The organism is Paenibacillus sp. p3-SID867, from assembly GCF_025142895.1.
Taxonomy (GTDB): domain Bacteria; phylum Bacillota; class Bacilli; order Paenibacillales; family Paenibacillaceae; genus Paenibacillus_AQ.
On sequence record NZ_JAMBDM010000006.1, the window covers coordinates 199,440 to 214,129 of the forward strand.

Annotated in this window: 11 protein-coding genes; 4 read left to right on the forward strand and 7 right to left on the reverse strand. The window is 50.7% G+C overall.

Annotated elements, in window-relative coordinates:
* Window positions 1–137: 137 nt before the first annotated feature.
* The 3 genes from M4D81_RS14475 to M4D81_RS14485 are packed head-to-tail and all read right to left on the reverse strand — an operon-like array spanning window position 138 to window position 3,579.
* Window positions 138–1,757 (reverse strand): extracellular solute-binding protein, encoded by a 1,620-nt coding sequence (locus tag M4D81_RS14475; protein WP_260067003.1) that lies wholly within the window; start codon window positions 1,755–1,757, stop codon window positions 138–140.
* Window positions 1,758–1,790: 33 nt separating this feature from the next.
* Window positions 1,791–2,672, reverse strand: a complete 882-nt coding sequence (locus tag M4D81_RS14480; RefSeq protein WP_260067004.1) for a carbohydrate ABC transporter permease — start codon at window positions 2,670–2,672, stop codon at window positions 1,791–1,793.
* 16 nt (window positions 2,673–2,688) lie between these two features.
* Window positions 2,689–3,579, reverse strand: a complete 891-nt coding sequence (locus M4D81_RS14485; RefSeq protein WP_233355163.1) for an ABC transporter permease — start codon at window positions 3,577–3,579, stop codon at window positions 2,689–2,691.
* A 363-nt stretch (window positions 3,580–3,942) separates the two neighbouring features.
* Between M4D81_RS14485 and M4D81_RS14490 the strand changes: the two genes are divergently transcribed.
* Entirely contained in the window at window positions 3,943–6,210 is a 2,268-nt protein-coding gene (locus M4D81_RS14490) for a helix-turn-helix domain-containing protein (protein WP_260067005.1), read from the forward strand.
* 151 nt (window positions 6,211–6,361) lie between these two features.
* Window positions 6,362–6,847: a capreomycin N-acetyltransferase CpaA gene (gene cpaA, locus M4D81_RS14495; RefSeq protein WP_260067006.1), complete on the forward strand. Its 486-nt coding sequence runs from the start codon at window positions 6,362–6,364 to the stop codon at window positions 6,845–6,847.
* Between the two features lie 140 nt (window positions 6,848–6,987).
* On the opposite strand, the gene M4D81_RS14500 is transcribed toward cpaA, so the two are convergent.
* Window positions 6,988–7,500 carry a GyrI-like domain-containing protein gene (locus M4D81_RS14500; protein ID WP_260067007.1) on the reverse strand — a complete coding sequence of 171 codons (513 nt, stop codon included), beginning with the start codon at window positions 7,498–7,500 and terminating at the stop codon, window positions 6,988–6,990.
* Between the two features lie 57 nt (window positions 7,501–7,557).
* A complete protein-coding gene (locus M4D81_RS14505; protein WP_260067008.1) occupies window positions 7,558–8,508 on the reverse strand; it encodes a helix-turn-helix transcriptional regulator in 951 nt (316 codons plus the stop codon).
* Between the two features lie 242 nt (window positions 8,509–8,750).
* Here M4D81_RS14505 and M4D81_RS14510 point away from each other — a divergent pair, with 242 nt between their 5' ends.
* Both M4D81_RS14510 and M4D81_RS14515 read left to right on the forward strand, forming a co-directional pair.
* Window positions 8,751–9,233, forward strand: coding sequence for a PH domain-containing protein (locus tag M4D81_RS14510; protein WP_071221168.1), 483 nt, complete (start codon window positions 8,751–8,753; stop codon window positions 9,231–9,233).
* Complete coding sequence (locus M4D81_RS14515; protein WP_071221169.1) at window positions 9,226–10,902, forward strand: PH domain-containing protein; 1,677 nt, start codon at window positions 9,226–9,228, stop codon at window positions 10,900–10,902. The genes M4D81_RS14510 and M4D81_RS14515 overlap by 8 nt, the downstream gene beginning before the upstream one ends.
* Here the strand turns inward: M4D81_RS14515 and M4D81_RS14520 are convergent.
* Both M4D81_RS14520 and M4D81_RS14525 read right to left on the reverse strand, forming a co-directional pair.
* On the reverse strand, window positions 10,897–11,535 hold the full coding sequence (locus M4D81_RS14520) for a TVP38/TMEM64 family protein (RefSeq protein ID WP_260067009.1): 639 nt from the start codon (window positions 11,533–11,535) through the stop codon (window positions 10,897–10,899). The genes M4D81_RS14515 and M4D81_RS14520 overlap by 6 nt on opposite strands.
* A 186-nt stretch (window positions 11,536–11,721) precedes the next feature.
* Window positions 11,722–14,658 carry a family 10 glycosylhydrolase gene (locus M4D81_RS14525; RefSeq protein ID WP_260067010.1) on the reverse strand — a complete coding sequence of 979 codons (2,937 nt, stop codon included), beginning with the start codon at window positions 14,656–14,658 and terminating at the stop codon, window positions 11,722–11,724.
* Window positions 14,659–14,690: the final 32 nt, after the last annotated feature.

The following is a 14,690-nucleotide window of genomic DNA, read 5'->3' on the forward strand; positions in this document are numbered from 1 at the left end:
ATTCTCAGTTCTGTTACCGTAATCTGATCTTATCACCCCATTTGGGATATTTCACCAATTATTTGAGCAGGCAAAAAACGCGATGCAGGAATCTCTCCACACCGCGTCTTTTAAAGGATCTAACTGTTACTTACTACTTACTCCGCCTGGTAGCGCTCATAAGCGGCCTGGTAAACCTCCATGTATCGGTCCAGTCCCATCTTGTTGAGTGTATTCACATACTCATCCCATTGGCTGAACGAGGCCGAGCCGTTCACGAATTTCGCTTCCATTTCCTTAACGTAATCCTCGATATCTTTACCGATCGAGGTCATGACGTCCGTTTCCTCCAATGTAAAGTTAAAGTTGTACAGGATCTCCTTCACGGCATACGGCTCTGCCTTTTCGGCTGCGGCCATGGCGTTAGGTCGTGTCTCCGAGGCTTTAAACCATTTCTCCCGCACAAAGCCCGGATAGCTGCCCCCGAGCCAAGTGAAATACTTGGCCAACGCCTGATCCTGCGTTAATCCATTTGGATCCTCCGTAATCTCCTTCACATACTCCAGCTGACCGTCAGCGTTCTTCGTAAATGTCTCGCCTTCTTTACCCATGAAATAGAACTGGGCGCCCTCATCCCCGTAGAAGTAATCCATCCAGCGGATCGTTGCTTCCGGATTCGGGTTCTTATCGGTAATCGCAAATGCACCTACGTGAACCATCGGCACTTTGACGTGGGAATAGAGCTGATCACCATGCGGTCCCTTAAGCGCCCCGAGCCCGATGTATTCTTTGCGACCCATCACCATCTCCGGATTCGGCACAATTGTGGCACCGAGCAGGCCCTCCTGCCCTTTGGCATTCAATGCGCCGCCCTCAATCGTGAAGATCTCTTTATCGAGCAGTCCTTCCTGGTGCAGCTTGTTTACGAACTGGAGCATTTCCTTATACTCCGGCAAAGCTTTGGTGAAGCGAAGTTTTCCTGTGTCCGGATCTATGTCCACCAATTTATGGCCAAGTCCGCTTGTGCCAAGTCCCCAAGAGCCTTTCAAGTGATCGATGATTCCGGTAATGCCTGCTGAAGCGAAAGGAATCTCATCATGCTTTCCGTTACCGTTTAGATCGGTTTCTTTTACCGCCTTCAAATACGCATAGAATTCTTCTGTCGTCTGCGGCTCTTTCATCCCGAGCTGATCCAGCCACTCCTGATTAATCCAAATCGGTGTACCAATCAACATGGAGAGCAGCGCAGGATCGTAGAAAGAAGGCAGGGAATAAATGTTGCCGTCCGGCATCGTCAGCCCTTTTCGAATATCCGGGTACTCTTCCATCAGCTTTTTGAAATTTGGTGCGTATTTATCGATCAGATCATTCAGCGGTATAAATACTCCTTGCTCCCCATAACGGGTTAACTCTGCGGAGCTGACCCTTGCGGAGTAGAATACATCCGGATAATCTCCACCTGCCAGCGCTAAGTTCCGCTTCTCGGTCAGGGTATCGAATGGAATGAGGTTCCAGGTCACATTCACATTGGACATCTCTTGATAGGTTTTCCATACGAGTGTTTCCTCAAATTTGCTCCCGTTTGATGGCGACTTGCCCGTGAAGAACGTCAGATCGAGGGGCTCGTTCACAATCGGCATGCCGGTCTCGTTAAAATTGGCTTGCGGCGTCTCACCCTTATCCGTTGCACCTTCCCCGCTTTTACTACCGCAGCCTGCCAGCAATCCGGCTGCCAGTACAGCTGCCAATGTGAGTGAAGTCCATTTTCTCATCACCATAAAATTCAATTCCTCCTCATGAAATGTACGTAATCAACCTTTAATTGCACCAATCATAACGCCCTTCACAAAATACTTTTGCAGGAACGGGTACAGCAGCAGCATCGGCAGATTCGTCACAATGACCGCCGCATATTTGATGGCTTCCGCGTCCATCAGACTTCGCGCCAGTGAATCATCACTGATATCCACCATCTCCTGCATCTGTCCCTGTACCAGAATCTCGCGCAGGAACAGCTGCATCGGATAATTGGCACGATCAGATAAGTAGATCAGCGCGCTGAAATACGAATTCCAGTGACCTACGGCGTAGAACAGCACCATCACGGCCAATATCGGTCCGGATAACGGCAGCACAATCCGCAGCAGTACCCGCATATTGGACGCCCCATCGATAAACGCTGCCTCCTGCATTTCCTTCGGAATGGAACTCTGGAAGAAGGTCCGCATGATGATAATGTTCCACACCGATACGGCCGAAGGAATAATGATGGCCCAAATCGTATCCAGCATTCCCAGTTCCTTCACCAGCAAGTAATTGGGGATCATCCCACCGCTGAAGAACATGGTAAAGACAATGATTAGTGTAAATACATGTCGACCCTTGAAATCAACCCTGGAGAGCGGATAGGCTGCCGCAATGGTCATCAGAACATTCAGCGCCGTTCCCGTCGTGGTATAGTGCAAGGTGTTCAGAAATCCTCGTACAAGCTCCGAATTGGCAAACAACCGCTCATATCCGACAAATGACAGCTCCTTGGGCCAGAGCCATACTTCCCCTCGCATGACCGTTTCTGGTGCACTAATGGAAGCAATAAGTACAAAAAATAAAGGATACAGTACAAGGAGCGTGATAAAAGATAGTATAATGTAAATAAATACTCCGGCTATTCGTTCACTTCGGCTTTGCGGCATACGCCATCATTCCTCCTTACCATAGGCTGTTCTCGCTGACTTTTCGGGCGATCCGGTTTACGGTAATCAACAGGATGAAGTTTACAACGGAGTTAAACAGACCAACCGCAGCCGAGAAGCTGTACTGGGCACCCAGTATACCACTCCGGTATACATTCGTAGCAATGACGTCAGACGCTTCCATATTGAGTGAATTTTGCATCAGGAAGATCTTCTCGAAGCCGACGCCCAGAACGGAACCGATGTTCAGAATCAGCAGAATGGTCATCGTTGGAGCAATGCCCGGCAGATTGATATGCCATATTCGCCGGAACCAGCCTGCTCCATCCACCTTGGCCGCCTCATGCAGCTGCGGATCAATCCCGGCGAGTGCCGCCAAGTAGATAATAGAGCTCCAGCCCATACCCTGCCATACGCCGGACCATACGTAGATGCTCTTGAACCAGGATGGCTCCGTCATGAAGGCGATCGGCTCTCCGCCGAAGGAGGTGATAATCGAATTGACCAGGCCGCTGACCGGCGACAGGAACATCATGATCATACCGACGACGACCACCGTAGATAAGAAATGGGGTGCATAAGTTACGGTTTGTACAAATCGGCGGAACCGGCCCGATCTGGCTTCATTAATCATCAATGCCAGGATAATCGGAATCGGAAATCCGACCGCCAGCTCATATAACCCGATGCCCATCGTATTTTTGATAATGCGCCAAAAATAAAAGCTGTCAAAAAAGCGTTCAAAATGCTTGAAGCCTACCCATGGACTATCCATGATCCCTTTGTTCGCAATAAAATCCTTAAATGCAATCTGGACGCCATACATGGGTACATAATGAAATACAATGAAGTATAACAGAACTGGTGCAAATAAAGCGTACAGCTGCCAGTTTCTGCGAACCTGCATCATCCATCTTCGCCAAGCACTTTTCCTGCGAATGTTTGAATGCGCTTCCAAGGTGTTTAGATGACGTTGTAAAATCGGCAATCCCCCCTCTTTCGTCTATGCGTCTTCGTGTGTCTTAAAGGTCCACGTCTGCATCATAAACGACCCGAACGCATATGGGGTATTGACCATTTTAATGATGTCTCGCCTTTCATTGGATGGATGGGCAGAAGCGCCGTTTTCCTAAAGCATTGCTTAAAATCTAAAATATTGACTATCCATTTTTTACGAACGATTAACATGAATCGGGCACAATCCTTAACACTTGTCCTATATAATGTTGTGAAACCTTGAACGTCAGAAAAATATAAAGGGGGGAAGGCTGTGAATTGGATCAGACATAAAAGCCGCAGTGTATTCTTTAAAATTTTTCTGAGCTTTCTGGCCATCATCGTGTTATTCGGATTGTTCTATACGGTCATTTTCCAACTCTTTAAGACCAGCCTGCAGAAAGAAATCATCGATACGAGCCAGCAGGCGGTTCACGATACGGCAGAGCGGTTCAACAACCAATTCAGCAGATTGCAGGTATTAATGTTCGATATATACAATCAATCCGAATTAATCGGCTTCAATAATCAGCTTCGCCACCAGGCCGGAAACGAAGTCAATTACTTGAAGGCTCGAGATGTGATGATGCAGATGCGGAGCGATATCTATAACCCGCTGTTCTTTCTGGAGGACACCCTGATTTATCTCCGGGAGTTTGAGTTTGTACTGAGCAAATCCGGAAGCGGCGATGCTTCCTATATGTTCAACCGTTCCTATGCAAGCCCGAGGTATCCTTATTCGTTCTGGAGCAGCTACGAGGGCCATCAGGAGTCCTTCAAACTTTTCCCGGCGGCCACTTATCGAGTCAACAACGATTTGTCCGAGAAAACACTGATGCCTTTTGTCTACAAGCAGCCGGACAGTCCTTATGAGGTCATTGCCCTTATCGATATCGACAAGGCCGCTCAGTCCTTCTTCGGCGAATCCGATGATCGTGCACTCGCCATTCTGAATGACGAAGGCCAAGTGCTCTATACGCTGGGCTCCATGAACCAAGATCAGCTTCCGACGTTTGAAGCCGGACAGAAGGCCGTGCTCAAAGATGGAACCTACTATTTTGCCGAAGCCGGGTCCGATGGACTGACCTATGTCTCCGCCGTGCCTTACAGCCATGTCTCTTCGCAGCTCAGCCGGTTAACCGGCGGTTTGCTGCTCATCTTCTGCCTGTCGCTTGGCGTGGCCCTTGCCGCTTCCTTTTTCCTGAGTCGCAGATTGCACAAGCCGGTGAAGCAGATTTTAACAACCGTGCTGAACAGAGCCAACAGCTCATCCATGCCGGAATCCGGAAGCATCACCGAATACGATCTGATCCAGAACCGGATTCAAGAGCTGTTCCGGGAGAAGGAAGAAATACGGGAGCGCATGAACAAGCATAAATCCGTTCTAACCAGCTACTCTTATATTAGTCAGCTGAAGAGCATCAATACCGATATTAGCGAGTGGGAGGATTTCCTGTCGGATGACGGAAGCTTCATCGTGGTTCTATATCACATCCGTTTCCGGATGAATCCGGTTTATGAGCTCCCCCTCCAGACCGATCAGGCGGTCCGCCATATGCTGGAGCATATCCATCTGATCACGGCAGAACGCTATCCGGGATCCCATACGTTCCAGATCGAAAAGAATGAGATTGTATCCATCTTTAAACGGGAGGAAGCCGCCCGCCTGGAGGAACTGCTGCAGGAAATCAAGGACATGTTAAATGAGGAAAAGGAATTGTTCCTTGTCACCATCGCCGTCAGTTCCCAAGTGAGCCATTCGTCCGAATTCAATCAAGCCTACCACCAGGTCAAAGGACTGACCGCACAGGCACAACTCTTGGAGGAATCACAGATGGTAACCAAGCAGCGAGTCCTTCCAAACACTGTCAATCTAAGCCCGTCTCAGGAAAAAGGACTGCTTGACGCGCTGCAATCCGGCAGCGACAGCCGTTCCTTGCAAATCATCGATCAGGCGCTCGAGGCCATGCAGCGCAAGGAGGCCGGCATCTCGCAATTCCGTTTCTTCGCCGATTCGGTCGCTTCCAAGATTCTAAGTTACATGGAGACGGCCCAGATTGACAAAACATCTGTCCAATCCTTAAAGCAGTGGAGCGCAAGATTGGCAGAATGCCATTGCTTAACAGATTACCAGGGGGTATTCCGTCAGCTCGTCGAAGCCTCCTGCGCCCTCATTCGCAAGAAAAAGGATACTGGCGAAGAGCCGCTCATCGCCATGTTCATGAACATTATCCATAACCAGTATGCCGATGATCTGTCTCTCGACTATCTGTCAGCCAAGCTGAACCTGTCGAGCGCCTACCTCTCCGTCTATATCAAGGAGAAGACCGGTCTTAACTTCAGCGACCATCTGCTCGGCATCCGTATGAACAAAGCGAAGGAACTGCTGGCATGCACGGACTTGACCGTCAATGAGATCAGCCAGCGTGTCGGCTATCTCAACATTACCTCCTTCAACCGGACGTTCAAGAAGGCCGTCGGCATGACGCCGGGCGCCTACCGCAGGCAGCATGTGGTGCAGACCCATGCCAGCGGATCATGAATGGTCACTGTGACAAAAGAAAACCTTCTCTTCTCGGCATGGCGGGCATATGCCCGGCCATGCACGCGGAAGAGAAGGTTTTTTCGCTTCCAAATCGAATTAAAGGATATGGGGAAGAAACCTATATCAACAAACCCAAAGGATGAGAATAATGCCTCTTCGTATCACGGCCATGACCGAAACGTATGCCGATCAAATTATGCAATGGAGCTATGAACCTCCCTATGATTTCTACAACAGCGAACCGGATGAGGAGTTCCGGAAAGAACTTCTGGAGTGTTCGTATTACGCCATACTGGACGAGGTAGGGCAGCTCTTCGGCTTTTGCTGTACAGGCTCATCAGCCCAAATTCCGATCGCAATCCCGTTAGGTGCATATGACGAGGATCTGCTGGATTTCGGACTTGGGATGAAACCGGAATCGACCGGACAAGGCCGGGGAAAAGAGTTTCTCTCGTTCGTGCTGGCATCCATCGCTGAATTTCACAAGCGCCAATCGTTTCGGCTGACCGTTGCCAAATTCAATGAACGAGCCATTCGCTTGTATACCCAGCTGGGCTTCTCGGAAGTTGCAACGTTTGATTATGGCGGCACTACGTTCATAACGATGATCAAGAAGCCGGGCTCCGGATTGTAAAATAAAGAGGGTAATCCCGCTGCGGGATCACCCTCTTCTTCATCATTGGCCAATATCGCGTATTCCCGGGTTAGGTCATATCATCCGAAGAATAGTCGCTTTCCACTCCAGGCACTGGAACGCCCTGCCGATATTAACTCCTATTCAATCGCGATATATACGTCCACCACAGTATTCGCAGGATCAAACTGCTGCATGTCATAGCGTTCGTAATCCCCGGTATACGTCCTTTTATCGGCTGATTGCTGGAAATAACTCCAAATTTCATGCCACACCTGCGGAACGACTTCCAGCAAAGGGCCACGTTTTGTTCGAAATACCATGTAGTTGGCTGCCGGGACGGACGCCTGCTGCAGCTCCTCCGTAGAAGCCGCAACTGCCACAGCTTCATCTATCCTGTTGCCTATAATTAAGGTGTACGCCCCGGATGCATCGCTCTCGTAATCCGTGTACAACGCATAGATGGCTTGATCCTTATCAGATAATTGCGTCTGCAACCCGCTTTGGAAATACCGATCCCATAACTGCGGTATTTTGCCTTGCGGTCCTGCCTCCGCTTCGTTCGTCGTTCGAACGCCGACACCCTGAATGAACATGGCGGGTCTAGTCTCGACCCATCGTTCACTTTGATTCTGCTGTTGACTATGACTCATATGTTGTTTCCTCCTTGAGATGAATATATTTCTATTCTAAAGAGGTAACGTGGACATCTATCTGTCCTGGTTAACGTAGCGCTGCATAATCAATTGCGCTCTTCGTTTAACTTCATCCGCCGCTTCGCCTGGCTCCTCAATCAGCACCTGATCACCAAAGCTTAGTATCATGCTGTAAAACCATTCATCCAATTTGTATAACACTCGAACGCGTAAAGAGCCGTCCGGGTTGACGGTTACTTGTTCGGACGGAAAAATATCCGCCACCCGCTGACGCGCGGCAGCTTCGAATAGCAGCACCGTCTCCTGCTCCAGCGCGCTTGACCAAGAGGACTCCCATTCCAAGCGTTCCATACTCGGTATCATTCTTGTCTCCGAAGTCTCATCCAGCATCTCGATATGCTGCATGCGCGATAACCGAAAGATTCGAAAGTCATCCCGCTCCAGGCAAAAGGCTTGTACATACCAAATATTGCCCTTCAGAATCAGGGGTGCCGGTTCAATGGTTCTTCGCTCCGCGTTGCCCCGATTATCGATATACTCCATCACGACCCTGCGCTTTTCTTGAATAGCCTTTTTGAGCAAGCCCACGGCCGGTTTCAGTCCTTGACGCTGTCCCCAAGGCTGAAAGTCCATGACCACCGGTTCCCTTCGATATTCATCGCCAAGCCCCTGCTCTACCCTGTGCAGCAGCGATTTTACCTTCTCAAGCAGGATGCCCATCTGCTGATCCTCCAGTGCACTGCTCATCCCTTTAACCGCTGTAACCAGCGCACTCATCTCCTCGGCGGACAGCCAGTACTTGTCAATCATATAATGCTCCATAATTTCAAACCCGCCGGATATTCCCTGGTGGGCCACAATCGGGATCCCGGCTTGGCATAGCGTATCCATGTCGCGATATATGGTTTTGCTTGATACTTCAAACCGATCGGCCAACTCCTTGGCGCTCAGTCTCCCCCGGTTCAGAAGCAGGACGGTTATGGCTAATAGCCGGTCTATTTTCATTACACGCGATCCTTTCATTCTCGATCATTTCAAGTTCTTCCTTAACTCAAGCTTAACAGATTCAGCATATGTTCATGCAACCGTTAGGTCAGGTTCAATTGCTCGTTAGCCTGTTATGCTACAATGATAAGCACGGCAAGCAAGTCGGGAGACGGGATGAAACGAATCCTTCCCTAGCAACGTAGACATACATATAAATGCAAGGACTGTTTGAATCTTAAACATCAAGGAGGAACATACATATGGACAATCGGCTTGACGCTATGCGCAGATGTCACCCGGACTCCGTAACGATCTCCCGCATCACGGGTTTCATTACGGATGGAGTGATCCTGCTCGCTGCTGCAGCTTATCTGATCATCGCCGCTATATTCGGGTGGACCCTGATACCGGGCTGGATCACCATCGGACTGCTGGTTCTCGGAGCCTGGTTTACTTGGGCCGTGCCCTCTTTCACCTACAAACAATTCGGCTTCAAGGTAAGCGAGGAAGAGTTGGAGCTTCGCTCCGGCTGGATCTGGCTCAGTGACACCCTTGTCCCGATGACGCGTGTACAGCATGTGGAGCTTGAGCGAGGGCCGCTCCTTCGTAAATATGGTCTAGCCAAGGTAAAGGTCGTTACCGCCGCAACGACTCATGTTATTCAGGCGCTCAAGCTGGAAGATGCAGAGGAACTGAAAAAACAGATCGGCGAGCTGGCCAAAGTGGTGGATCACGATGAATGAACCGACAAGACTGCACCGGCTGTTCATCCTGTTCCCGCTCGTAGGCAGCGTAAAATCACTCATTCCCATCGCCGCTCTCGTATCCATCAAATTCCTTAACGGAAAATCGCTGCGGGACATCCCTTGGTACTGGCTGTCCGCCGTCATCGTCATCATGGTCTCGCTTCTGCTTCTGTACGGGTATCTGAAGTGGAAACGCTTCGTCTATACGTTAGAAGAGGACAAAATCCTCATCCGCCGCGGTGTTCTGTTCCGTGAGGAGCTGTCCATCTATACGGGCCGCATTCATTCTATGAATATGGAGCAGCCCTTGCTGCAGCGTATACTGGGACTTACCCAGGTCCGAATTGAAACACCGGGCAAAACGGAAGGCGGCGGCATACTGCCTGCCATCACCAATAGCGAAGGCGAACGGCTGCAGCGCTGGCTGCGCGAGCAAACCCGAACAAGGCAGACGGAACGGGAGGTTCACCAAGCTCATGAGAGTTCCGACCCAACCGATCAGAGCTTTCCCGCTCCGAGCGAGAGGGCAGCTGTTCAACCGTCGGAAACCCGAGAGAATCACGAATCCATTCAACCGTCGAATCAGAACATGGGATACGGAAGCGGTCTTTTGGAGGATTCCGATTCCGGCGGCGCCGCCGGGAGACATACCGCAGACGATCCAGGGACGGCAGAGGAAGAACGCAGCACGCTGCTCCAGCTATCCTCCGGACGCCTGCTCATTGCCGCGCTCTCCTCGCCCAACCTGTCACTGGCTTTAGCCTTTGTAGGCGGTATTATATCATTTGCCGATGACCTGCTCCCGGATCAAATGTACCAATCGCTGTTTCAATCGGCAGGGAAGCTGCTGCCCGGGAGCTGGATCAGCATTGCCGCGGTGGCGCTTATTATATCCTGGCTGCTCTCCGCCGTGCTCTACACGATCAAATATGCGGGATTTACCGTCGAGCGCATCGGAAAACAAATCTCGGTCAGCTGCGGGCTGCTGGAGAGAAAAAGGCTGCTCTTCTCTCCCGAACGAGTGCTGGCCATTACCGTAAAAGAAGGCGTATTCCGGCGCTGGTTCGGTTACGCTGAAGTGAAGGTTCATGTGCTTACGTCCGAGTCCGACAAGCATTTCATGCTTCATCCTCTACTGAAGACCGTAGATATTCCAGCGCTGCTGAACCGGGTCACACCTCAATTCAGCGCTCAGCCTATTACCGCTTCGCCGCCGCCCCGCGCAAAATGGATGTACCTGCGGTGGAAGCTGGCTTTTGCCGCGATCGTTAGTGGCGCATGCATTTGGTATTTTGACAGACTCGGTTTGTTATCGCTTCTGCTCCTCCCGCTCTCGTTAGCTTGGGGACTCCTTTCGCACCGGGATTCCGGACTTAATGTAACGGACAAGCAGCTGACGATCCGCAGCCGTTTCATTGCAATGTCCACCAGGTATATACGCCGGCCGCAGATTATCGCCATGGAGGTCAGCGGTACCCGCAGACAGCGAAGAAGAGGGCTCCTGTCTCTGCAGGTGAAGATGATATTCAGCGAGATCAACGAAAGCTTAAACGGCATGGATCAGCGAGAGATCGAGGCGGTTCGGGCTTGGTTCCAAAAGAAAAAGGGCGAGACCTCCGCATCTGCAGAACGAAGTGGTCCCGCCTCATCCATTGAGCAGTTATAACCGTTTGCCCTCAGTTCTTCCTGAACGGCCAAAGCCTGATAACCGATAAACCAGCAGGGTTATCGCGAGAAATACGCCGTATACCCCAATGGTTATCATGATGTGGGAAGGGTCGGTCATCAGATGATCGCCTACCATCGAAAACAGCAGCATGGCAGGGATTTTGCCTAGAGCGGACGCGATGCTGTAAGATGCGAACGTTACCTTGCTGAGAGCCGCGTACACATTGATGACAATGGAAGGAATAAACGGGATCAACCGGGTAAACAGGATGGTCATAAAGGCGTTCCGTTCGAACATCGTTGTCACTTTTCCCAGCCTGTTATAACGGTAAAGCACCCGGTCGCCCCATTCCTGAAACCCGTATCGGATAAACATAAACATGAGGATGGAAGCAGCGGTAGAGCCGACCCAAGTGACGATTCCACCGATAACCGGCCCGAGGGCAGCACCGATTACGCCTCCTACCACCGGATAAGGGATCACCGGAAACAAGGCCATGATGACAGCCATGAACATGATCAGCGTCATACTGTCTGTCGATCGAATCCAGACCAATATGGTATCTCCATAAAAATACACAAGACCACCTATGGCGGCGTAAATCAATGCCATTCCTAATTTCTTGAACATACACCACACTCCAGGTCGTAATGCACCTATTGTATCACGCAGCATGTCCATTGGAACAAACGCAAAAGGGACGCCCCAAGGCTATAAGCCGGGGTGTCCCTTTTTCCTGATGCGGGCCAGTCCGCCCTCTAAAGCGACTCCTTACTTAGGGAAGTAAACCAACCGTTAACCAGTAAGGATGTAAACTCACGGTTTGTTCGGTTTCCCCGGTGGGTTCACCGGAGGCTTTCCAGGCTTACCATGATGTTTCACTTTCACCGTGACCGGTTTGCTTGCGGCACTCTCGTTATGCAGACGATCGACAGCCGTCACAACATACGTGTAAGTTTGTCCCTCCGCTGCGGTATGATCAACAAAGAATTGCGTCTTATCGGCGGTTTTTCGGAGAGTTCCTAACAAATGCGACGGATCTTGAACACTGCCGGTGCCTCTTCCATCAAAACGATAGACCGCATAATACGTCTCCTCATCTGTCGACTTCCAGCTTAGCTTCACACCATCCTGCTCGTGATCAGCCTTGGGCTTCTTGGGCGCTGTCGGCGCTTCCGAATCGATCCAAGGCATCGCCGGAATCAATGCCGGATATCGATACAGATCGTTCTTCAGTCTGTCGGTAAATCCGAGCGCATTATCCTTAAACCATTTGGAACTGAAGTACATGCTGCCCCGGACTTCCTCAAAGTTGCGGTTGTAATGGATCTGGTTCGGCATCTCTTCGGGATTGGACCAATCGGCATTCGACCCGATTTTGTATACGGCTTGCCCGCTGTATAGATGAACATTCTTGCCGGACACAATCCCGCTCCACCAATCGATCAGCTTATCGTAAGCGGCGGCGGAATAACCGATATTCCAATAAATCTGAGGCGTGATATAATCGATCCACTCTTCTTCAACCCATTTCTTCGAGTCGGCATAGATGGCATTGTAACTCTCGAGACCATTGGTTTCAGAGCCGGTCGGATCGCTGGATTTATTTTTCCAGATACCAAACGGGCTGATACCGAATTTCACGTAGCTCTTCTCGGCCTTGATAGCTTCGTTCACCTTCTGAATGAATTGATTGACGTTATTTCTTCTCCAGTCTCCCTTATTCGTAAAAGAGCCTTTGTACTGGTTAAAGGTGTCCGTATCCGGGAAATCCACGCCGGTTACGGGATACGGGTAGAAGTAATCGTCAAAATGCACGGCGTCGATGTCGTAATTCCGAACGACCTCCATGATGCCGTCAATAATAAACTGCTGTGCCTCCGGTATCCCCGGGTTGAAATACAGCTTGCCGCCATATTCTTCGACCCACTCCGGATGCTGCCTGGCCGGGTGATCTGCCACAAGTTTGTTAATGTCTCCTTGAAGACTGATGCGGTATGGATTAAACCAGGCATGAAACTCCATATTCCGCTTGTGGACTTCCTCCAGCAGGAATGCCAGCGGGTCGTACCCCGGATCCTTGCCCTGAACTCCCGTCAGCCATTCTGACCACGGCCCGTAGTTGGACGGGTAGAATGCATCCGCCGTCGGCTTGATCTGCATAATGACCGCGTTCATTCCAGCATCCTCCAGCTGATCAAGCAGGCTGATAAACTGCTGTTTCTGCTGATCCGGATCGGTGACTCCTTTGGCGGGCCAGTCAATATTGTCGACGGTTGCAATCCACGCCGCTCTCATCTCGGCTTTCGGATGCTCCGAAGCTTTATTCACCGTAATGTAGAGTGAGCTGGTCTTTCCTTGGAATGTGGCTGTTACTCTAGCGGAACCTATCTTCAAGCCGGACACCACTCCTCTATCATCGACAGCGGCTACACTCGGATTACTGCTGGTAAACGTAACACCTTCCGTTATGATCACCGGCTCCTCCATCCAGGAGTAGGTTGCGGACACCGCCGTCTCGAAGGAGTCTCCAACCGTAACCGCTGTAAGACCTTGAAGTTCGATGCTCTGCAGAACCGGAACCGGGTCCGTCACCGTAATGGCATGCTGTGCGGTTACTCCGCGGTACATTGCTGTAATGTCTGCCGTTCCCGCAGAAACTGCGGTCAATTGACCAGCTTGATCTACCGATACAACGCCCGGTTGATCGCTTGCATAACTAATTCCTTCAGTCAGCCATACAGGATCCGTCTGGTTTCCGTAGACGGAGTAAACCACACTGGTTCTCATTTTTCCGGTAAGACTGGCCTCCATATGCAGCGGCCCGGATAACAGCAATTCTTCAGGGGCTGGCACTTCCTGCGTAATATGAAGCTCATACTGAGATTTTGGCGCATCTCCGTATTCAGCCGTTATCGTTACCGTTCCCGGCGCCAATGCTTCAATGGTGTCGTATGTAGCGCCTGTCACCGTAGCGATGTTGTCGTCACTGCTGGTGAGTTTCACGCCGGTTGTTAATAATGCAGGTTCCGTTTGTCCTTCATAGGTTGCATATACTTGGGGTTTCACCGTTTCTCCAACGCCCATGGGCGTCAGCCCGCCAATGTCGAGCCCGTACACCTGGGAACCCGTATAGAATGCGGACAGCCTGTCGAAGTATACGGTGCCTTTGTTTTTATTCGTATCTTTTAATTCGGTGATATAGATTTGATTCACTTTGAGAGGAGCCTTGATGGTAGAGGGAACGTTAAATTTGACGTATTTCCATCCCTTCCAGCTAAAACCGGAGGTAGACGTTAAATCCACGGCATGCTTGCCGCCGGAGGAATCCTGAAGCTGGGCCCGGAGCCAATGGTTCCCGCCATCGCCGTAAACCCATAAACCGAGGGCAGTCGGTGAACCGGGGACGCTTCTGCCGGTAGAACCGTCCGGATCTTTGAAGTTGAGATAAGCTGCCGAGGTGCCGGATTCGCTGCCCACAAAATCATAAGTTAGAGCTGCAGCGTGATGTCCGTAATAGATTGGCTCCGGCCTCCCCACTACATCCAGCTGGGCCTTCCCCCTTGCGGAGGATGCGGACAAATTTGTTACCGATTCAAAATCTTCCATAACGACCGCCCCTGGTTCTCCGGTGCTTGCGTACTCATCAACGGAATTACCCCAAGCAGAAACAGCCGAGCTGAACATCACGGCTAACGCCAGCGTCACGGATAGGATCGACTTACTTCGATAGACACGCCTTTTGATTATCATTCACGAATTCACTCCCTTTAGTATGAGTGCTT